Raw genomic sequence first — 20733 nt, forward strand, 5'->3', positions numbered from 1 at the left:
CCGGGGCCCCGCCTTGGGGCTTCCCCCTGCAGGAGGAGGCTGCCCTCGCCCGAGGGCGCGGGCCCGCGCCGACGCGCCTCGCGTACCATCCGGCCCCTCCATGAGTCCCGCCACCGTCGAGGCCGATCCCGCGCAGCAGGTACTGAACGCGGTCTTCGGCTACCCCGCCTTCCGCGGCCGCCAGCGCGACATCGTCGAGCACGTGGCCGCCGGCGGCGCCGCCCTGGTGCTGATGCCCACCGGCGGCGGCAAGAGCCTGTGTTACCAGGTGCCGGCGATCCTGCGCCACCGCGCCGGCCAGGGCGTCACCGTCGTCGTCTCGCCGCTGATCGCGCTGATGCACGACCAGGTCGGCGCGCTCGACGAAGTCGGCGTGCCCTCGGCCTTTCTGAACAGCACGCTCGACGGCGACGAGACGCGCCGCGTCGAACGCGACCTGCTCGCCGGCCGCCTGGTGCTGCTCTACGCCGCGCCCGAACGCATCCTGACGCCGCGTTTCCTGGCGATGCTCGAGTCGCTGGCCGAACGCGGCCAGCTGGCGCTGTTCGCGATCGACGAAGCCCACTGCGTCAGCCAGTGGGGCCACGACTTCCGCGAGGAATACCTGGGCCTGTCGGCGCTGCACGAGCGTTTCCCGCAGGTGCCGCGCATGGCGCTGACGGCCACCGCCGACGACCACACGCGCGAGGACATCGTCAGCCGGCTGCGGCTGGAGCAGGCCGAACGTTTCGTCTCCAGCTTCGACCGCCCGAACATCCGCTACACCATCGTCGAGAAGGACGAGCCCAAGCGCCAGCTGCTGCGTTTCCTGCGCGACGAACACGAGGGCGACGCCGGCATCGTCTACTGCCAGAGCCGCAAGAAGGTCGAGGACACGGCCTCCTGGCTGAGCGCCGAAGGCATCCCGGCGCTGCCCTACCACGCCGGGCTGGACGCCGACACGCGCCGCCGCCACCAGGACCGCTTCCTGCGCGAGGACGCCCTGGTGATGGTGGCGACGATCGCCTTCGGCATGGGCATAGACAAGCCCGACGTGCGTTTCGTCGCCCACCTGGACCTGCCCAAGAACATCGAGGCCTACTACCAGGAGACCGGCCGCGCCGGCCGCGACGGCCTGCCGGCCGACGCCTGGATGGCCTACGGCCTGGCCGACGTCGTCAACCAGCGCCGCATGATCGACGACGGCGAGGCCGACGAGGACTTCAAGCGCCTGCAGCGCGCCAAGCTCGACGCCCTGCTCGCGCTGGCCGAGGCCCACGACTGCCGGCGCGTGCGGCTGCTGGGTTATTTCGGCGAGTGTTACGGCGACGGCGGCGAACACGAGGACGACGACGCCGCCGGCGCCGTGCCCAGGCTGCGCTGCGGCAACTGCGACAACTGCCTGGCGCCGCCCGCCACCTGGGACGCGACGGAAGCCGCGCGCAAGGCGCTGTCCTGCGTCTACCGCTTCCGCCAGCAGGGCGGCAAACGTTTCGGTGCCGGCCACCTGATCGACGTGCTGCGCGGCAAGGTGACCGAGAAGGTGGCGCAGTACGGCCACGAGACGCTGTCGACCTTCGGCATCGGCGCCGAGGTTCCCGAGAGCCAGTGGCGCAGCGTGCTGCGCCAGCTGATCGCGCTCGGCCACCTGCGCACCGAAGGCGAGTTCAACACGCTGGAGCTCACCGCCGGCGCACGCGAGGTGCTGCGCGGCGAGGTGCAGCTGCTGCTGCGCGTGCCGGCCGAGGCGCCGCGGCGCGGCCGCAGCACCCGCACGCGCGGCGGCGCCGACAAACCCCCGCCGCTGCCGCTGGACGAAGCCGCCACCGCGCGCTTCACCGCGCTCAAGGCCTGGCGCGGCGAGGTCGCGCGTGAACACAACGTGCCCGCCTACGTCGTCTTCCACGACGCCGCACTGGCCGAGATGGCACGCGAGCGCCCCGCCACGCTGGACGAACTGGCCGGCATCAGCGGCGTCGGCAGCAAGAAGCTCGAAGCCTACGGAGCGGAAATCCTCCGCGTCCTGCGGCAAGACGCTTGATCTGCATCTATCGCAAAGCTGGCCCTCGCTCGATACTTGGGTATTAGGGGTATCAGCGCGACGGATCGCGCGGCTGACGGGAGCACCCGAAAAGGGCGAGGAACTTGGCGGGGAAAAGCCAGAAGCGAGCGCAGCCTGCGCCAGAGGTCGACGGCCTGACCGCGGCCCAAACCGACACCGTCTTTGCCGGCCGCGTGGTCGCGATCGGCGCCTCGGCCGGCGGGCTGGACGCGCTGGCTCGGGTCTTCAAGGCGCTGTCGCCGGCCACCGGCGCGGCCTTCGTCGTGATCCAGCACCTGTCGCCGGACCACAAAAGCATGATGGCCGACCTGCTCGGCCGCTACACCGAGATGCTGGTGTGCGTGGCCGAGCACGACATGGCGCTGGCGGCCAACCGCGTCTACCTGATCCCGCCCGGCAAGATGATGCGGCTGGCCGGCGACCGGCTGCAGCTGGCACCCAAGCCCGAACACGGGCTGACGCTGCCGATCGACACCTTCTTCAGCAGCCTGGCCGAGCAGTTCGCCGACCGGGCGATCGCCGTCGTGCTCTCGGGCACCGGCTCCGACGGCTCGCGCGGCGTGCAGGAGATCAACGCCGCCGGCGGCATCTTCTACGTCCAGGACCCGAGCAGCGCCAAGTTCGACGGCATGCCGCTCAGCGCCAGCCACGCCGCGCACTACGACTTCATGGGCACGGCCGAGGCGCTGGCGGCGCAGCTCGCGACCCAGCTCGTGGCGCCGCGCAACGAAGGCGTGCGCCTGCTGTCGCCGCACGCACCGGCGGTGGCGCAGCCGCTGGACACGATCCACGAGATGCTGCTGGCCTCCAGCGGCATCGACTTCCGCCAGTACAAGCCGACCACCGTGCTGCGCCGCATCGAGCGCCGCATGCAGGTGCTGCACTTCCCGTCGCTGCTCGAGTACCGCGAGCACCTGGCGGCTTCGCCCGACGAGCAGGTGCTGCTGCGGCGCGAGCTGCTGATCCCGGTGACGCGTTTCTTCCGCGACGCCGAGGTCTTCGAGCTGCTGGCCGAGCAGATCATCCCCGAGCTGGTGGAGCACGCCGGCCCCGAAGGCATACGCGCCTGGGTCTCGTGCTGCGCCACCGGCGAGGAGGCGTATTCGATCGCGATCCTGTTCGCCGAGGCCTTCCGCCGCATCGGCCGCACGCGGCCGGTGAAGATCTTCGCCACCGACGTCGAGCAGCAGTACCTGGACCACGCCGCCGCCGGCCTGTATCCGGACACGATCGCCGCCGAGATCTCGCCCGAGCGTCTGGCGCAGTTCTTCATCGACCGCCAGGGCCGCTACCAGGTGCAGCCCGAGCTGCGCCAGATGATCATCTTCGCGCGCCACAACGTCATCGCCGACCCGCCGTTCACGCGCATGAACCTGGTCAGCTGCCGCAACGCGCTGATCTACATGGAGCCGATCGCGCAGGAGAGCGCGCTGCGCCGGCTGCAGTACGCGCTCGCGCCCGGCGGCCACCTGATGCTGGGCCCGAGCGAGTCGCTGGGCGAGCTGCACCGCGACTTCCAGCCCGTCAGGCAGCGCAGCAAGATCTACCGCCTGCTGCGCCGCGACCGCTCGGCGGCGACGATGGACCTGCGCGGCCTGCACTACACGCGCGTCGGCGAGCCGCGCCGCGCCGGGCTCATGCCGCCGCTGGGCCCGCGCCCGGGCGGCGACACGGCGCTGGCTGTGCTGATGCAGAGCTATGCGCCGCCGTCGGTCGTCGTCAGCGAGGCGCGCCAGCTGCTGCGCGTCTACGGCGACACGCGGCTCTTGCTGCAGTTCAACGAAGGCCACGCGACGCTGGACCTGATGAAGCTGCTGCCGCGCGACCTGGCGCCGGTGGCGAGCATGCTGCTGCAGGCCATCGCCGCCGAGGGCACGCTGCAGCGTTCGGCGCCGATCCGGCTGGCCGACGGCGAGGGCTGGCGCCGGGTGCAGCTGGTCGCGCGGCCGCTGGACGGCAGCGACGACGGCGGCTACGCGCTGCTGTCGCTGGAGACCGTGACCGAGGGCCCGGTCGTGCGCGACGAAGACGGCGCGGGCGACGGTGTCACCGTGCCCCCCGACGACCGCTACCTGCGCCGCATCGAGGAGCTCGAGCGTGATCTGGCGATCATGCACGACAACCTGCAGGCGACGATCGAGGAGCTGGAGACCTCGAACGAGGAGCTGCAGGCGACGAACGAGGAGCTGATGGCCTCGAACGAGGAGCTGCAGAGCACCAACGAGGAGCTGCAGTCCGTCAACGAGGAGCTCTACACCGTCAACTCCGAGTACCAGGAGAAGGTCGACGTCCTGAACTCGGTCAACGCCGACCTGGAGAACGTCTCCAAGGCGGCGGCGATCCCGACGGTGTTCGTCGACGAGCACCTGCGCCTGACACGCTTCACGCCCGAGGCGACGCCGCTGTTCCACCTGCGCCAGGGCGACGAAGGGCGCTCGATCGAGGACTTCGCGCACCGGCTGGACTACCCCTCGCTGTTCGCCGACCTGCGCCAGACGCTGGAGCGCGGCAGCGTCAGCGAGCGCGAGGTGCGCAGCCGCAACGGCCAGTGGTGGCTGGCGCGCATCCAGCCCTATCCGGGCCGCACGCCCGGCGCCAGCCGCGCCGTGATGACCTTCGTCAACATCGACTCGGTGAAGGACTCGCAGCGCCTGCAGGCCGTCATCGACTCGCTGCCGCAGCACGTCGCCGTCGTCGACGTGCGCGGTGCGATCACGCTGGTCAACTACGCCTGGCGCCGCTTCGCGGCGGAGAACGGCGACCCCGCGGAACGCAGCACCGGCCCGGGCTGCAACTACCTGCGCACCTGCGCCGAGTCGGCGCTGTCCGACGCCGACGCGCTTCGGGCCCACGAAGGGTTGAACGCCGTGCTCGAAGGCCGCCTGCCGATGTTCCAGATGCACTATCCCTGTCACGCCCCGGACCAGAAACGCTGGTTCATGATGTACGCGGCACCGCTCGGCATCGCCGGCGGCGGCGCCGTCGTCAGCCACGTCGACATCAGCGAGTGGGTGCTGCTGAGCGGCGGCTCGCTGCCCGACGGCAGCCAGGCGGTCGCATGAGCGCTCAGGACTTGTCCGGGGCTCATTCCCGCTTGGCGGGACCGGCCGCCAGGCCGAAGGGTGCCCCAGTAAGCCCTCAGGACTTGTCCGGGGCTCATTCCCGCCTGGCGGGACCGGCCGCAGGCCGAAGGGTGCCCCAATGAGCGAGCTGCAGCTGCGCCGTCGCGTGCGCGAACGCGACCGTCTCGTCGCCCAGGTGGCCAACGGCGGCATCGACCTGCGCGCCGACCTGCTGCACGCGCTGCAGCGCGGCGACCTCGCCGGCGCCGAAGCCGCGATCCAGCGCAACGACACCAAGGTACGCACGCTCGCCGAGGACCTGCGCATCTACCAGGCCGAGCTGCACGCCCAGGCCGACGAGCTGCAGCAGAGCCGCGAGCGCACCGAGCAGGCGCTGTCGCGCTTCACGACGCTGTTCCTCGGCATGCCGGTGGCGTCCATGCTGGTGAACTTCAACGGCGAGGTGCTGGAGCAGAACGGCCAGGCCGAACGCCTGTTCGCGATGCAGCGCCAGACGCTGGGGGCGCGGCTGCTGTTCCGCCTGGTCGACGGCGCGCACTACCAGCAGCACGTGCGCCCGGCCTTCCACCAGGCACGCGCGCTCGGCTCGATCACGCTCGACGAGGTCGGCTTCGTCGCCGAGGACGGCCGGCGCTTCATCGGCGAGATGCACCTGTCGACGCTGCCGGTCGACGGCGACGTGCCGCAGTTCGCGATGGCCGTCATCGACCGCACCGAGCACATCGAGGACGTGCGCGCGCTGCGCGAGACCAGCGAGACGCTGCGTGTGCGCGAGTCCTTCCTCGCCGACTCGGCGCGGCTGGCGCGCATCGGCGGCTGGGAGTACGACGTCGAGTGCGGCACGATGCGCTGGTCGACCCACCTGCGCCGGGTCTTCGAGCTCACCGACGACGAGCCGGCGACGCTGGAGCGCACGCTGAACCTGTGCACGCCCGACGGCCATGCGGCGCTGTCGGGCGCGCTCTACGCGACGCAGCCGGGGCAGGCGCCGTTCGACTTCGAGCTCGACATGCACGACGCCCACGGCCGCAGCCTGCGGGTGCGCGTCGTCGGCCGCGCCGAACTCGGCGACGCCGGGCCGGTGGTCGTCGGCATGTTCCAGGACATCACCGTCCAGGCCCAGGCACGGCGCCGGATCGGCGAACTCACCGAGCGCCTGAGCGTCGCCAACGACGCCGGCGGCATCGGCGTCTGGGACTGGGACCTGCAGCACGGCGAGCTCTATCTGGACGAACGCCTGCGCGCTCTGACCGGCTTCGGCGACGCAGCGCCGCCGGCCGACATCTGCGCCGCGCTCGAGGGCTGTCTGCATCCGCAGGACGCTCCGGCCTTCGCCGAAGCGGTGCGGCAGGCGGCCGAGGCCTGCACCGCCTTCGGCATCGAGCTGCGGCTGGCACCCGACGACGGCCCCGAACGCTGGCTGCACGTGGCCGGGCGCGCCCACCTCGAAGGCGGCGCCGCGCCGCGCACCGTGCGCATGGTCGGCTGCGCCTGGGACACCAGCGGCGAGCACGAGCAGGCGCGGCTGGTCGCGGCCAAGCAGGCAGCCGAGTCGGCGAACCGTGCCAAGACGGTGTTCCTGTCGCGCGTCAGCCACGAGCTGCGCACGCCGCTGAACGCCATCCTCGGCTTCTCGCAGCTGATGCGGCTGGAGGCCGAGGCCGGCGACCTGGTCGTCAAGCCCTACCGCGTGGCGATGGTCGAGGACGCCGCACGCCATCTGCTGGAGCTGGTCAACGAGCTGCTCAACGTCTCCGGCATCGAGAGCGGCCAGCTCGCGCTGCGGCGCGTCGCGCTCGACCTGCGCCCGCTGGTGCGCGACTGCCTGCAGATGATCGCCGGCCAGGCGGCGTCCATGCGGCTGACGATGGAAGACCGCTGCAGCGAGGGCGCGCCGCTGCTGGTGCTGGCCGACCCGCTGCGCGTCAAGGAAGTGCTGCTGAACCTGCTGTCCAACGCCGCCAAGTACAACCGGCCGGGCGGCGCGATCACGGTCTCGGCGCGGCATGTCGCCGGCTGCGTCGAGCTGACGGTGGCCGACACCGGGCGCGGCCTGAGCGAGCAGCAGCTGGCCGAGCTGTTCCAGCCTTTCAGCCGCGCCGGCGCCGAGTGTTCGGGCATCCCGGGCTCGGGCATGGGGCTGTACTTCAGCAAGCGCGTCGTCGAGGCGATGGGCGGGCGCATCGAGGTCGACAGCGTCGCCGGCGAACACACCGCGTTCACGGTGGCACTCGACGCGGTGCCGGTGCACGGCGACGCGCTCGATCGCGGCTGAGCGGCCCGCCGCGGGCCCGCTGGCAGCGGACCCGCGGCGCTCGCTATGATGGCCGGTTGCCCCCCGCACGCTTATCGATGCCCGCAGACCGACCCCGCCCCGCGCCCGCCGCCGCCGAATTGCCGGCCTTGCGCGTGCGCGGCGCGCGCACGCACAACCTGAAGAACGTCGACCTCGACATCCCGAAACACGCGCTCGTCGTGATCACCGGGCTGTCGGGTTCGGGCAAGTCCAGCCTCGCTTTCGACACGCTCTACGCCGAAGGCCAGCGGCGCTACGTCGAGAGCCTGTCGGCCTACGCGCGCCAGTTCCTGCAGCTGATGGACAAGCCTGACGTCGACGTCATCGAGGGCCTGTCGCCCGCGATCTCGATCGAGCAGAAGGCCACCAGCCACAACCCGCGCTCGACCGTCGGCACGATCACCGAGATCCACGACTACCTGCGCCTGCTGTACGCGCGCGCCGGCACGCCCTACTGCCCCGAGCACGACCAGCCGCTGCAGGCGCAGAGCGTCAGCCAGATGGTCGACGCGGCACTTGCGCTGCCGCCGGACACCAAGCTGATGGTGCTGGCGCCGGTGGTGCGCGACCGCAAGGGCGAGTTCGTCGAACTCTTCGCCGACATGCAGGCGCGCGGCTACGTGCGATTCCGCGTCGGTGGCGACGGCGAGCCGGGTGCGGTCGTCGAAGCCGACGCGCTGCCGGCGCTGAAGAAGACCGAGAAACACGACATCGACGTCGTCGTCGACCGCTTGAAGACCCGGCCCGACATGAAGCAGCGCCTGGCCGAGAGCTTCGAGGCCGCGCTGCGCATCGCCGACGGGCGCGCGATCGCGCTCGAGATGGACACCGGCCGCGAGCACCTGTTCAGCAGCAAGTTCGGCTGCCCGGTGTGCAGCTACTCGCTGCCCGAACTCGAGCCGCGGCTGTTCTCGTTCAACTCGCCGGTGGGCGCCTGCCCGTCCTGCGACGGCCTGGGCCAGGTGACGGTGTTCGACCCGGAGCGGGTCGTCGCCTTCCCGTCGCTCAGCATGTCCGCCGGCGCCGTCAAGGGCTGGGACCGGCGCAACGGCTACACCTTCTCGCTGCTGGAGAGCGTGGCCGCGCACTACGGCTTCGACATCGACACCGCGTTCGAAGACCTGTCGCCCAAGGCGCGCCAGGTGCTGCTCTACGGCTCGGGTGACGAGGAGATCGAGTTCTCGTACACCGCCGAGGGCACCAAGGGCCGCCAGCGCAGCGTCAAGCGCCGCCATCCGTTCGAAGGGATCCTCCCCAACTTCGAGCGCCGCATGCGCGAGACCGACTCGCCCGCGGTGCGCGAGGACCTGGCGCGCTACCAGGCCGCCAAGCCCTGCCCGCAGTGCGAAGGCACGCGGCTGCGGCGCGAGGCGCGCCACGTCTTCCTGCGCCACGCCGGCAGCGGCGACGAGGCGGCGCGCAAGGGCCTGCCGATCTACGCCGTCGAACACGCGACGCTGGCCGAGTGCCTGAGCTACTTCGAGAGCCTGAAGCTCGAAGGTGCCAAGGCCGAGATCGCCGACAAGATCGTGCGCGAGATCCGCTCGCGGCTGCGCTTCCTGAACGACGTCGGCCTGACCTACCTGAGCCTGGACCGCGGCGCCGACACGCTGTCGGGCGGCGAGGCCCAGCGCATCCGCCTGGCGAGCCAGATCGGCAGCGGCCTGTCGGGCGTGATGTACGTGCTCGACGAACCCAGCATCGGCCTGCACCAGCGCGACAACGAACGCCTGATCGGCACCCTCAAGCACCTGCGCGACCTCGGCAACTCGGTGCTCGTCGTCGAACACGACGAGGACATGATCCGCGCCGCCGACCACGTCGTCGACATGGGCCCCGGGGCCGGCGTGCACGGCGGGCGTGTCATCGCCCAGGGAACGCCCGAGGAAGTGGCGGCCGACCCCGAGTCGCTGACCGGGCGCTACCTGGCGCACACGCTGCGCATCGAGGTACCGCCGCGCCGCTGCGCCGCCGACAACAGCCGCGGCGTGCTGCGCATCGTCGGCGCGCGCGGCCACAACCTGAAGGGCGTGGACGTCGAGATCCCGGTCGGGCTGCTGACCTGTGTCACCGGCGTCAGCGGCTCGGGCAAGAGCACGCTGGTCAACGACACGCTCTACACCGCGGTCGCGAAGAAGCTCTACCAGAGCCACGCCGAGCCGGCCGAACACGAGCGCATCGAGGGCCTGGAGGCCTTCGACAAGGTCATCAACGTCGACCAGAGCCCGATCGGGCGCACGCCGCGCTCGAACCCGGCGACCTACACGGGCCTCTTCACGCCGATCCGCGAGCTCTTCGCCGAGGTGCCGATGGCGCGCGAGCGCGGCTACGGCGCCGGGCGCTTCAGCTTCAACGTCAGCGGCGGGCGCTGCGAGGCCTGCGAGGGCGACGGCGTCATCAAGGTCGAGATGCACTTCCTGCCCGACGTCTACGTGCCCTGCGACGCCTGCCACGGCGCGCGCTACAACCGCGAGACGCTGGAGGTGCTGTACAAGGGCCGCAGCATCACCCAGGTGCTGGAGATGACGGTCGAGGAGGCCAACGGCTTCTTCTCGGCGGTGCCGGCGATCGCACGCAAGCTGCAGACGCTGCTCGACGTCGGCCTGGGCTACATCCGCCTGGGCCAGGCGGCGACGACGCTGTCGGGCGGCGAGGCGCAGCGTGTCAAGCTGGCGCTCGAGCTGTCCAAGCGCGACACCGGGCGCACGCTCTACATCCTCGACGAGCCGACCACCGGCCTGCACTTCCACGACATCGGCCTGCTGCTGCGCGTACTGCACCAGCTGCGCGACGCCGGCAACACCATCGTCGTCATCGAGCACAACCTGGACGTCATCAAGACCGCCGACTGGCTGATCGACATGGGCCCCGAAGGCGGCTCCGGCGGCGGCCGGGTGCTGGTGGCCGGCACGCCCGAGGACATCGCCGCCTTCCCCGGCAGCCACACCGGGCGCTTCCTGGCGCCGCTGCTGGAGACGGCGCGGCAGTGGCAGACGGGCGCCTGATCGCGGGAGTCAGGATGGCGCGGCCGGCGGCAGCCGGCGACGATGCGGGTGCAAACGAGCCGAAAGGAGCCCGATGAGCACCCTGCACGACTGGCTGGAACAGGCCTGGGAGCGCCACGACACGCAGGCGCAGGAACTGGCGCACGAACTGCTGGCCCGCGCCACCGCCCTGCCCGACGACGAGGACGGCGCCGACGCCGTGCGGCTGGCGCGGCACACGATGCTCAGCCACCTGGCGCGGCCCGGGCTGCTGCACGCCTTCATCGCCTCGTTGCCCGCCGGCGCGAAGCTCGACCCCGCGCGCTCGCGTGCCGAGTGGGCGCTGGCGCAGGTCGAAGGCCGGCCGGCCGAGCCGCTGCCGGAGGTCGTGGCCTGGGGCCTGCTCGGCGACGTCGTGCCAGCCGAGCTGCTGCTCGGACGCCTCGACTCGCCCCGCGTGCGCCTGCTGCCGCTGGAGACCCGCGCCACGAACCACCCCGACCCCGCCGCACGCCGCGCCTACGCCGCAACCGTGCACAACGTGACGCATGCGCTGCGCCTGGGCCCGCGCGAGCCGGCGCTGGACGTCTTGATGATCGAGATGGCCGAGCTCGAACGCCGCGCCTGGGAACGTGCCGGCACCTGGATGCACGTCGAACGTGCCGACTACCACCTGGCGCTGTGCCACGCCGTGCTCGGCCACGGCGCCGAGGCCCAGCGCCATGCCGCAGCCTGCATCGCGGCCTGCGAGGCCCACGACGCCGAGGCATCGGAGCGATTCTTCGCTCACGAAAGCGCCGTACACGCGGCGCAGGCGGCCGGCGACCGCGAGGCCCTCGTGCACCACCGCTCGGCAATGGTGGCGCTGCTGGCCGCGGTGCAGGACACCGACATGCACGCCTTCTGCGAGCAGACGCTGGCAGCGACGCCGCAATGAAAAAGGCCAGCTCGCGCTGGCCTTCGGATCTTCAGCAAGCGCCTGTCGGCGCCTGCGTGAAACTCACTTCAGGTGGCTGCTGATCAGCTTGGTCATCTCGAACATCGAGACCTGCGCCTTGTCGAAGATGGCCTTCAGCTTGGCGTCGGCGTTGATCATCGTCTTCTTCGCCTTGTCCTGCAGGTCGTTCTTCTTGATGTACTCCCAGACCTTCTTCGTGATCTCGGTACGCGGCAGCGCCTTGTCGCCGATGACGGCGGCCAGCGCCGCGCTCGGGGTCAGGGGCTTCATGAACGCCGCGCTGGGGGTGCGCTTCTTCGCCGGGGCGGCCTTCTTCGCGGCAGCCTTCTTCGCCGGCGCGGCGGCCGTCTTGGCGACGACCTTCTTCGCCGGAGCCGGGGCGGCCTTCTTCGGCGCGGCGGCCTTCGTGGCCGGTGCCGCCTTCTTCGCCGGTGCCTTGGTGGCCGCGGTCTTCTTCGCGGCGGTCTTCTTCGCAGTTGCCATGTGGATGTTCTCCGTCAGATGTGGCTCGGCTCCGGCGCCGCGCGAAGTCTCATAGGACCTCGTCTAGCAGGGTGCGCCGTGCACGCGGGATGGTACCGCCTGTGATGGGTCGCTGAGAAGCTGTTTTCATAGGTGGAAGGCAATCTCGCCACGCTATGCTGCGGCCCATGAAGATCCTCGCACGATGGTTCCTGCTGGCAGCGGCACTGCTGCTGGTCGCGAACCTCTACCCCGGTGTCACCGTTCACGGCTTCGGCGCGGCGCTGATCGCGGCCTTCGTGCTCGGTCTGCTGAACACGCTGGTGCGGCCGCTGCTGGTGCTGCTGACGCTGCCCGTCACGCTGATCACGCTCGGCCTGTTCCTCTTCGTCATCAACGCGCTGATGTTCTGGGCCGCCGCCAGCGTGCTCGACGGCTTTCGCGTCGCGGGCTTCGGTGCGGCGCTGATCGGCTCGGTGTTCTACAGCCTGTGCGGCATGGTGATCGACGCCGCCGTCGAGCAGCTTTTCGGCCGCCCGGCGCTGTAGCCGGCTCGGCCGTCCAGCCTCAGCTCGCGCGCGTGCCATCGCGCTCTAGCCTTCGGCAGGCGCGAGACGCCTTCCGGCGTCTCGCGTCCAGCCTCAGCGCGGGCAGTCGCGCACTTCCAGGCCCTCGATGGGCGGGCCGCTGTTGTCGCCGCTGGCGCGCGCTTCGCAGAACGCGCGCCGCAGCTGCGCGCGCAGTTCGCGCAGCCGGGCGTCGATCACCGAGGCCTCGATGAAGTCCTGCCCGGCGGCGCCACGTGCGGCGGCCTGGCCGGCACGCAGGCGGTCGATGGCGCCGTTGACGTCGCCCGAGGCATAACGCGCCTCGGCTTCGGCCCGCACGGCACGCAGCTTGAAGCCGGCGGCGTCGGCGGTGGCGGCCAGCTGCGACCAGGCACCGGCGTCCGCCGGGTGGTCGGTGACCCAGGTTTGCAGCGACTCGGTCGCGGCGCGCAGCGCGTCGGGCGAGCCCTTGCCGCTGCGTTGCAGGTCGAGCACGGCCTGGGTGCGCATCAGCAGTGGCGCGCGGCCGCGGGCGTCGACGGTGATCGCATCCAGCACCTGCAGCGCAGCCGCGGGCTGACCGGCGTTGAGGCGGATCTGCGCCTGCAGCAGCTGCAGGTCGCGCTCGGCCTGCGGCTCGCGCGGCTCGGCCTTGGTGGCCAGGGCCAGGGTCGCGGCGGCAAGGCGCTCGGCGCTGGCGTGCTCGCGCAGCAGCGAAGCCGACAGCGCCGCCGCATAGGCGGTGGCGATGCGGTCACGCAGCGGGGCGTCGACGGCGCCGGTGCCCTGGTCGACGAGGCGGTGCAGCGTCTGCGGGTCGCTGTCCATCAGCACCCGCGCGCGCTGCTGCATCAGCGCATGGCGCAGCGGCGGCGCGCCCTTGCCGCCGCCACTGAACATGGCGCGCGAGCGCGCCTCGCTGATGCGCTCGACCGTCAGCGGGTGGCTGCGCAGATACGGGAAGGCGCCGCTGTCGTTGAGCCGGTTGGCGCTGTCGAGCTTCTCGAACATCTGCGCCATGCCCTGGGGCGCGAAGCCGGCAGCGGTGAGCGTGCCGTAGCCCATGCGGTCGGCCTCGCGCTCGACGTCGCGCGAGAAGTTCAGCTGGCCCTGGATCGAAGCCGCCTGGCTGCCGACGATGGTCGCGTTGGCAAGGTCGGCGTTGCTGCTGCGCGCCGCGACGATCAGCCCCAGCAGCAGCGCCGCCATGCTGACCATCGAGTTGCGCTGCGCCGCGATGCTGCCGCGCGCGATGTGGCGCTGGGTCACGTGCGCGAGTTCGTGCGCCAGCACCGAGGCGAGTTCGTCGCTCGAGGTCGTCAGCGCGATCAGCCCCAGGTGCACGCCGACGAAGCCACCGGGCAGCGCGAAGGCGTTGACGGTGCGCTCGCGCAGCAGGAAGGCTTCCCAGGCGAACTGGCGGTCGAGCTCGGGCTCGATGTCGCCGCGCTGGCGCGACGCCGCCACCAGCGGCTGGAACAGCGAGTCCAGGTACTCGCGCAGCACCGGGTCGTCGATATAGGACGGGTCGGCGCGGATCTGGCGCATGACCTGGTCGCCGAGCCGGCGTTCGGCACCGACGGTGATGTCCTCGACGGCGGATTCGCCCAGCGACGGCAGCCGCACCTGGGCGGTCACGGCCTGGGCCGAGAGCGCCAGGGCCAGCGCGAGCACGAGGGCACGCGGGCGGCGCGAGAAAACGGTAGACCTCAAGGCGGGATGTCCGTGATGACCGCCGGCGACGCGCCGGCGCGAAGAACAGGGCGCGCTCTATGATGACACCGTCGCTTTGCCCTCTTGTTTCCGGCCATGAACTCACCGCTCACCCACTTCGATGCGTCAGGCCGGGCGCACATGGTCGACGTCGGCGCCAAGGACGAGAGCCACCGCGTCGCGCGCGCCGCCGGCCTGATCCGCATGCTGCCCGCGACCTTCGAACTCGTCGCCCAGGGACGCGCTGCCAAGGGCGACGTGCTCGGCGTCGCGCGCATCGCCGCGATCCAGGGCGCCAAGCGCACCGCCGAGCTGATCCCGCTGTGCCACCCGCTGCCGCTGACGCGCGTGACGGTGGACTTCGAGCTCGACGCCGCCGCCTGCTGCGTGCGCTGCGAGGCCCAGGTCGAGACCCGCGGCCGCACCGGCGTCGAGATGGAGGCGCTGGCGGCGGTGCAGATCGGGCTGCTCACCGTCTACGACATGCTGAAGGCCGCCGACCGCGGCATGGTCATCGACGGCGTGCGCGTGCTGGAAAAACGCGGCGGCAAGAGCGGCGACTGGCAGGCGCCCTGAAGCCGGCTCAGGGCCGGAAGAACTCGCGCCAGTCGGGCACACGCTGCGGCGCCTGGCACTGGAACGGCGCACTCGCCGCCGCCTGCGGGCCGTCGCAGGGCAGGAAGAAGTCGCGGCTGGCCGGGTTGCGAAACTCGCGCAGCCGGGCCGCGAGGTGGCGCGCGTTGTCGACTTCGCCGTGCGCGGCCAGCGCCTCGGCCCAGGCCGTCATCAGCCGCGTGTCCAGCAGGTGGTGGGTGGCCTGCTCGAAAGGCTGCATCGCGTCGGCGCCGGGCACGAGGCCGGTGGTGGCTGCGGCGTAGTCGGCGTGGTAGGAGAACAGCAGGCTGCGCTGGCCGCGGGCGATGCGTTCGACCAGCGGCGGCGAGTCGGGCGCGCTGGTGAAGATGCGCGTCACCGGCAGGTAGTCCAGCACCGCCAGCGCCGCGCCGACGACGAGCGCCAGCCCGCCGGCCACCAGCGTCGGCTGCGGCCAGCCCGAGGGCAGCGCCGGCCCGCGCCGGCGGCCGGCCGCGTAGGCCCAGGCCCAGGCCGCGGGCAGCAGGAAGTAGGCGTACCAGAGCGGGTACTCGAGCAGGCTGTGCAGCCCGATCATCAGCACCATGACCCAGGCGGCGCGGCGCTCGATGCCGCCGCCGTCGGCCGCCAGCTCGCCGCCGCCGAGCGCGAACGCACGCCGCGCCGCAGCCACCAGCGCCCACAGCAGCAGCGCCATCACGGCCGCGGCCGCCGGCACGCCGAGTTCCACCGCGAGCTGCAGCACCAGGTTGTGGGTGTGGTCGAAGAACGCCACCGGGCGCGTCGGGAACGGCGTCAGCGACCAGGCGAAGTTGAACTCGCCGAAGCCCACGCCGGTCCAGGGCTGGCGGCGGATCAGCTCGAGCGTGTTCGACCAGATCGCGAAGCGTGAACTCGACAGATCCGACTCCGCCAGGCGCGCTTCGCCGCCGAAGACGTGCTGCGACAGCCGCGCCCACTCGGCCATGCCGAGCCAGCCGACGAGGTAGATCACCGGCGCCGCGGCCAGCAGCAGGCGCGTCGGCCGGGCCAGGCGGCGGTCGAGCAGGCCCCACAGCGCCAGCAGCGCGACGCCCACCATGCCGGTGCGCGAAGCCGTCAGCACGACGGCGAAGACCACGGCCGCGAACAGCGCCGCGGCGAAGCGGCGGCCGATGCGGCCGAGTTCGGCCAGCGCGACGATCGCGATCGCCGACCACAGCAGCAGGCTGCTCAGGTGGTTGGGCTGGCGCAGGTTGCCGACCGCGCGCCCCGGGATGCCCGAGCGTGCGATCCACTGGCCGTCGGCCCAGTCGGGGGCGAAGACCTGCACCAGCGCGACGGCGACGTTGAGCAGCCCGGCCACCGCCCAGCCGACGCAGAAGTCGGCGAACACCGAACGCGGCTCGGTGCGCGCCTGGGCCGCGGCGCCGCCCGAGAGCATCACCATCGCGGCGACCAGCAAGGCTATGGCAGACAGCGCCATGCTCGACGGCAGCGCCCGCGACCAGGACCAGCAGACGCCCGCCAGCACCAGCGCCAGCGCCGCCTGCAGCGGCCCGACACCGCGCCAGTCCGAGCCCACACGCGGCGCCGCCGAGACGATGAACAGCCCCCAGAGCCCGACCGCCAGCGCCTGGTTCAGGAAGGTCGGCGACGGGGAGACGTTGTAGGCCAGCAGCGAGGGCGCGGCGGCGGCGGCGATGGCCAGCGCGACACGCACGGAGGAGGCGAAGGGGGCTGCAGGCAAGGGTGTGAGCCTCCGGCTGTGGGAGGCGTGGCGGCCTCCGCGGCGAGGCCGGCGCGATGCTATCAAGAACCCGCTGGCGCCCCCGGGCGCGCAGATACACTTTCTCCCGCCTGCGCTCCGCAGGCCCGCCCCATGCCCGCATTGCCCCAGAACGTCGCGGTCGTCCACGACTGGCTCGTCGACCGCGCCGGTGCCGAACGGGTACTCGAAGAGATCCTCGCGCTCTTCCCCGACGCGGTGCTGTACACGCTGATCGACCGCATGCCGGCGGCCGACGCCGCGCGCCTGCCGCGCCGGCGCACGGTGACCTCGTGGCTGCAGCGGCTGCCCGGCGTCGAGCGCTACTTCACGCGCTGCCTGCCGCTGATGCCGATGGCGATCCAGCAGCTGGACCTGACAGGCCACGATCTGGTGATCTCCAGCAGCCACTGCGTCGCCAAGGGCGTGCTGGTGCCGCCCGAGGCGCTGCACCTGTGCTACTGCCACTCGCCGATGCGCTACGCCTGGGACATGCAGGCCGAGTACCTGCGCACCGAAGGGCTGGAGCACGGCCCGCTGTCCTGGCTCGCACGCCGCATGTTCCACCGGCTGCGCGCCTGGGACGCCGGCAGCAGCAACGGCGTCGACCACTTCGCCGCCAACTCCAGCTTCGTGCGCCAGCGCATCCTGAAGAGCTACCGGCGCGACGCGGTGGTGATCCACCCGCCGGTGGACATCGGCGCCGCCGCCCAACTGGTGGATGACGGCGGGCGTCGCGGCTACATCACCGTCGGCCGGCTGATGGGATACAAGAACACGGCGCTGATGGTCGAGGCCTTCCGCCGGTTGCCCGGGCGCGAGCTGACCGTCGTCGGCGGCGGGCCGCAGCTGCAGGCGCTGCGGCGCGGCGCGCCGGGCAACGTGCGCTTCACCGGGGCGCTGCCCGAGGCCGACAAGTTGCGCCACCTGTCCAGCGCACGGGCTTTCGTCTTCGCCGCGGTCGAGGATTTCGGCATCGCGCCGGTGGAGGCGCTGGCGGCCGGAACGCCGGTGATCGCCCTCGCCCGCGGCGGGGCGCTCGACTATTTGCGCCAGGGCGAGAACGCCTGGCTCTATGCCGAGCCGACACCCGAGGCGCTGGCGCGGGCCGTCGTCGAATCCGAGGCCGGGTGGCCGGCGGACGTGCACGAGCGCTGCCGGCGCAGCGCGGAAGGATTCGGGGCCCAGCGGTTCCGGCAGGAGTTCAGCGCCTGGGTTCAGGCGCGCTGGAGCGACTGGCGCGATGCCGGAGACGGCCGATGACGACCGGACGCCGGGTCTGGCTGGGCCCGGCAGGGGTTACGGCGCTGGAGGCGGCGAGCCTGGTGGTGGGCTTCCTGACCCAGCTGCTGCTGATGCGCAGCCTGGGGCCTGCGGGCTATGGGCAGTGCGTGCTGGCGGTCGCCGTGGGCGTCGGCTTGAGCACGCTGACGGACTTCGGCTTCAACTTCTCGGGCACGCGCCAGGCGGTGCACTGGGCGGGAGAGCCGGCACGCAGACATCGGCTGTTCTGGGCCGTGCAGCTGACCAAGCTCGGCGTCGGCGGCTGCGCGCTGTCGGTCATGGCCCTGATCCCCGGCTCCGGCCCGTTGCTGCCGGCGGCGGCGATTTCGGTGCTGGGTGCGATCCTGTTTCCGACCTGGTACCTGATGGCCCGAGCTCGCCTGCTGGTCGCGGCAGGCACGCTGCTGGCCGGGCGCGTGGCAGCACTCGGTGCGATCGCTTTGTGGGTGCGGGAGCCGCAGGACATCGGGCTCGGCTCCGTCCTGAACTGCGCAGCGCCGCTGGTCGCCGTCGCGCTGGCGTCCATGGACCCCGAACTGCGCGGCGTGCGCCAGCCCTGCCGCCTGCAAGCGAACGAACTCGGCCGGGCATTCCGGCTGGGCGCCTCGACGGTCTGGATCAACGCCGTGCCGGCGCTCGGCAACGCGATGGTTCAGGCGCTGATCGGGGCCCTGGGCTCGCACGCCACCCTGGGACAGTACGCGGCGGCAGACAAGGTGCGCGCGGCGATCCAGGGCCTCTTCGGTGCCTTGGGCCAGGCGCTGTTCCCGGCCAGCGTCGCCGCGGCGGACGGTGCGCGTCCACGCAACCGGCTACCCGTCGTCCTGCTGGCGCTGGCATGCGCGGCGGCGCTGCCCTTGGCGCTGGCGCCGGAGTTCATCATCGGCGTCGTCGCCGGCTCCGGCTTCAGCGAAGCCGCCGGCGCGCTGCGCGTCATGAGTCTCGCGGTGATCAGTTCGACGGCCGTTCTCGGACTGGGCACGCTGCATCTGTTGGCACACAGTCTCGATGCCGCCTACGCGCGCGCCGTATTTGCAGGCCTGCTCGTACAAGCCGCGGCACTGGCGGCGCTGGTGCCCGCATTCGGCGCGGCCGGGGCGGCCGGCGCCCTGTGGATTGCGGATCTCGCCGCGCTGGCAGCCATGGTGCCGGCGCTGAGACGGCGCTGATCAGCGCCCGAACATCGGGCGGATGTAGCGCCGTGTCAGCACGCGCGCGGCGTGAAGGGTCTCGATCAGCGGCCGGTTCAGGCCAGCCTCGATCTGGCTGGTGCGCACGTCATGGAAACCGACCAGCGGTAGCCGGTCGCTGAGTCCGCCGCCGCGCATCACCACCAGCGGCTCGGCGATGTGGCGGAAGCTCGCGCCGGCGCGCCAGGCACGCAGCAGGAAGTCGTAGTCCATCGCGATGCGTCGATCGCAGTTGAAACCGCCGACACGGCGGTAGACGCTGCGGGCGACGAAGGTCGCCGGATGCACCAGCGGCATGCCGAGGTACCACGACGCGGCGGAGGTGGCGCGCGGTCGGCAGCGCGAGCGCTGCGTCCCGTCGAGTCGGATGGCGTCGCCGTGAACCACCTGCAGCGCTCCGGGATGCGCGCCGAAGGCTTGCGAAACGTGGTCCAGCGCACCGGGCAGCAGATGGTCGTCGGCATTGAGAATGCCGACGACGTCGCCCTCGGCGAGGGCGAGCGCCTTGTTCCATGCGTCGGAGATTCCCCGGTCAGGCTCACGGACGAGACAGCTGAAATGGTGCGCATAGGGTTGGACCCGGGCAAAGGCCTCGGGTCGCGAGCCCCCGTCGACAAATATGTACTGCAGCCCAGGCCGGGACTGGCTGAGCACACTGTCGATCGTTTCGGCGACTTCGGGCCCTGGGTTCAGGGCCGCCGTGATCATCGTGATGCGAGGCGAGCTCATCGTGCAGGCGAGCCCAGGACCCGTTCATACAGCGCCTCGTACTCGCTCAGGCAGCGCACCTGACCGAAGGCCTCTCCGACGCGCTGCAGGCCGTTGGCTTGCAGAGTCCGCCAGCGCTGTTCGTCGCCGAGCAGGCCACGCACCTGCTGCGTCAGCGCGCATTCATCTCCGGAGGCGACGAGTACGCCGGTCCGGCCATCGTCGATCACCTCCGCGGTGCCCGGCGAACGCGTCGCCACGACCGGCACACCGAGCGCCATCGCTTCCATCGGCAGCAGCGGCAGGCCCTCCCAGAGCGAGGGCATGATCAGCACGCGGGCGCTCGCGACCAAGGCGAGTGCCTGATCGTGCGGCAGCGCGCCCACGCACCGCACCTGCCGCCCGCCGGGCGTGGCCTGCAAGGCACGGTGGGTCGCGTCGCGCAGCGGGCCGTCGCCGGCGAGCACGCAACGCCGGCCTTCGGCAGCCAGTGCCGCGAGCACCCGCGCCGCCGCCAGCGGCCCTTTCGGGCGATCGAGGCGGCCGACGAAGGCGACGTCGACATCCCGCTCGGCACGGGCGTGGCTGCGGAGCGCCTGGACATCGACGCCGTTGTGGATCACCTCGGCCTCGGCGCACGCTGCAAGCAGCGCGTGGCGCCGGGCGGCGCCGAGGTCGGCATGCGACACGAAGACCCGGGCATCGACACGCCGCATCACCCGCCGCTCCGCGACATTCGCCAGCCAACGCAGCGGCCCCGGCAGATGAAGCTGGTGCAGGCCATGGACCGTGTAGACCAGCCGGCCGGGAACACGCGCCGGCAAGCCGGCCACGTAATGCGCTGCCCGCAGCCCGTGCAGATGGGTCAGGTCGAAGCGACGCCCGGCCAGCGCCCGCGCCAGACGCTGCGTGATGCGGGGGTCGCCAGGCTGGCCGAAGAAATCGACGCCGATGAAATCGACCCCTCGCCGCCGCGCCTGCTGCTCGAGATACGAGCCCGGCTGGGACACCAGCACGAGTTCGGCCGCCGCGCCGGCCAGATGGTCGACGAGCCCCAGCACGACAGTACTGCCACCGCCTGGGCGCCCGTCGGCGACGATCTGAGAGAGGCGCAAACCCTTCATC

The 20733-nt window shown here is 71.8% G+C and carries 14 protein-coding genes; 9 read left to right on the forward strand and 5 right to left on the reverse strand.

Annotation, left to right across the window (positions count from 1 at the left end; translation table 11 throughout):
• Positions 1-100: 100 nt before the first annotated feature.
• The 5 genes from recQ to CKO43_RS09580 all read left to right on the forward strand — a co-directional run bounded on the left by recQ (position 101) and on the right by CKO43_RS09580 (position 11341).
• Positions 101-2020 (forward strand): DNA helicase RecQ, encoded by a 1920-nt coding sequence (recQ, locus tag CKO43_RS09560; RefSeq protein ID WP_200378494.1) that lies wholly within the window; start codon positions 101-103, stop codon positions 2018-2020.
• Positions 2021-2124: 104 nt separating this feature from the next.
• The gene (locus CKO43_RS09565) at positions 2125-5103 is read left to right on the forward strand and encodes a chemotaxis protein CheB (protein WP_242481112.1); all 2979 of its coding nucleotides are present in this window, start codon (positions 2125-2127) and stop codon (positions 5101-5103) included.
• A 139-nt stretch (positions 5104-5242) separates the two neighbouring features.
• Entirely contained in the window at positions 5243-7399 is a 2157-nt protein-coding gene (locus CKO43_RS09570) for a sensor histidine kinase (RefSeq protein WP_200378495.1), read from the forward strand.
• Positions 7400-7476: 77 nt separating this feature from the next.
• Entirely contained in the window at positions 7477-10425 is a 2949-nt protein-coding gene (gene uvrA, locus CKO43_RS09575) for an excinuclease ABC subunit UvrA (protein WP_200378496.1), read from the forward strand.
• A gap of 73 nt (positions 10426-10498) precedes the next feature.
• Positions 10499-11341: a hypothetical protein gene (locus tag CKO43_RS09580; protein ID WP_200378497.1), complete on the forward strand. Its 843-nt coding sequence runs from the start codon at positions 10499-10501 to the stop codon at positions 11339-11341.
• 63 nt (positions 11342-11404) lie between these two features.
• Here CKO43_RS09580 and CKO43_RS09585 read toward each other — a convergent pair whose 3' ends face one another.
• Positions 11405-11845, reverse strand: coding sequence for an SWIB/MDM2 domain-containing protein (locus tag CKO43_RS09585; RefSeq protein WP_200229378.1), 441 nt, complete (start codon positions 11843-11845; stop codon positions 11405-11407).
• Between the two features lie 167 nt (positions 11846-12012).
• Here CKO43_RS09585 and CKO43_RS09590 point away from each other — a divergent pair, with 167 nt between their 5' ends.
• Positions 12013-12372: a phage holin family protein gene (locus CKO43_RS09590; protein WP_200229380.1), complete on the forward strand. Its 360-nt coding sequence runs from the start codon at positions 12013-12015 to the stop codon at positions 12370-12372.
• 93 nt (positions 12373-12465) lie between these two features.
• Here the strand turns inward: CKO43_RS09590 and CKO43_RS09595 are convergent, their stop codons facing one another.
• Positions 12466-14085 (reverse strand): M48 family metalloprotease, encoded by a 1620-nt coding sequence (locus CKO43_RS09595; RefSeq protein ID WP_207184959.1) that lies wholly within the window; start codon positions 14083-14085, stop codon positions 12466-12468.
• A 96-nt stretch (positions 14086-14181) separates the two neighbouring features.
• Here CKO43_RS09595 and moaC point away from each other — a divergent pair, with 96 nt between their 5' ends.
• A complete protein-coding gene (moaC, locus tag CKO43_RS09600; RefSeq protein ID WP_200378498.1) occupies positions 14182-14661 on the forward strand; it encodes a cyclic pyranopterin monophosphate synthase MoaC in 480 nt (159 codons plus the stop codon).
• A gap of 7 nt (positions 14662-14668) precedes the next feature.
• On the opposite strand, the gene CKO43_RS09605 is transcribed toward moaC, so the two are convergent.
• Entirely contained in the window at positions 14669-16408 is a 1740-nt protein-coding gene (locus CKO43_RS09605) for a PglL family O-oligosaccharyltransferase (RefSeq protein ID WP_200378499.1), read from the reverse strand.
• A 132-nt stretch (positions 16409-16540) separates the two neighbouring features.
• On the opposite strand from CKO43_RS09605, the gene CKO43_RS09610 reads away from it, so the two are divergent.
• Together CKO43_RS09610 and CKO43_RS09615 are read left to right on the forward strand one after the other, a co-directional pair.
• A complete protein-coding gene (locus CKO43_RS09610) occupies positions 16541-17689 on the forward strand; it encodes a glycosyltransferase (RefSeq protein WP_200378500.1) in 1149 nt (382 codons plus the stop codon).
• The gene (locus CKO43_RS09615; RefSeq protein ID WP_200229388.1) at positions 17686-18879 is read left to right on the forward strand and encodes a lipopolysaccharide biosynthesis protein; all 1194 of its coding nucleotides are present in this window, start codon (positions 17686-17688) and stop codon (positions 18877-18879) included. Before CKO43_RS09610 ends, CKO43_RS09615 begins: the two co-directional genes overlap by 4 nt.
• On the opposite strand, the gene CKO43_RS09620 is transcribed toward CKO43_RS09615, so the two are convergent.
• Positions 18880-19629 carry a glycosyltransferase family 2 protein gene (locus CKO43_RS09620; RefSeq protein WP_200229390.1) on the reverse strand — a complete coding sequence of 250 codons (750 nt, stop codon included), beginning with the start codon at positions 19627-19629 and terminating at the stop codon, positions 18880-18882.
• Complete coding sequence (locus tag CKO43_RS09625) at positions 19626-20732, reverse strand: glycosyltransferase family 4 protein (RefSeq protein ID WP_200229392.1); 1107 nt, start codon at positions 20730-20732, stop codon at positions 19626-19628. The genes CKO43_RS09620 and CKO43_RS09625 overlap by 4 nt, the downstream gene beginning before the upstream one ends.
• Between the last annotated feature and the right edge of the window lies 1 nt (position 20733).

It is taken from the genome of Rubrivivax gelatinosus (assembly GCF_016583785.1).
GTDB lineage: Bacteria > Pseudomonadota > Gammaproteobacteria > Burkholderiales > Burkholderiaceae_C > Rubrivivax > Rubrivivax gelatinosus_B.

Coding starts and splice junctions, on each gene's coding strand:
- CKO43_RS09585 (WP_200229378.1), bottom strand. CDS start 11,845: ATGGCAACTGCGAAGAAGACCGCCGCGAAGAAGACCGCGGCCACCAAG.
- moaC (WP_200378498.1), top strand. CDS start 14,182: ATGAACTCACCGCTCACCCACTTCGATGCGTCAGGCCGGGCGCACATG.
- uvrA (WP_200378496.1), top strand. CDS start 7,477: ATGCCCGCAGACCGACCCCGCCCCGCGCCCGCCGCCGCCGAATTGCCG.
- CKO43_RS09610 (WP_200378500.1), top strand. CDS start 16,541: ATGCCCGCATTGCCCCAGAACGTCGCGGTCGTCCACGACTGGCTCGTC.
- CKO43_RS09620 (WP_200229390.1), bottom strand. CDS start 19,629: ATGAGCTCGCCTCGCATCACGATGATCACGGCGGCCCTGAACCCAGGG.
- CKO43_RS09625 (WP_200229392.1), bottom strand. CDS start 20,732: ATGAAGGGTTTGCGCCTCTCTCAGATCGTCGCCGACGGGCGCCCAGGC.
- recQ (WP_200378494.1), top strand. CDS start 101: ATGAGTCCCGCCACCGTCGAGGCCGATCCCGCGCAGCAGGTACTGAAC.
- CKO43_RS09570 (WP_200378495.1), top strand. CDS start 5,243: ATGAGCGAGCTGCAGCTGCGCCGTCGCGTGCGCGAACGCGACCGTCTC.
- CKO43_RS09615 (WP_200229388.1), top strand. CDS start 17,686: ATGACGACCGGACGCCGGGTCTGGCTGGGCCCGGCAGGGGTTACGGCG.
- CKO43_RS09590 (WP_200229380.1), top strand. CDS start 12,013: ATGAAGATCCTCGCACGATGGTTCCTGCTGGCAGCGGCACTGCTGCTG.
- CKO43_RS09580 (WP_200378497.1), top strand. CDS start 10,499: ATGAGCACCCTGCACGACTGGCTGGAACAGGCCTGGGAGCGCCACGAC.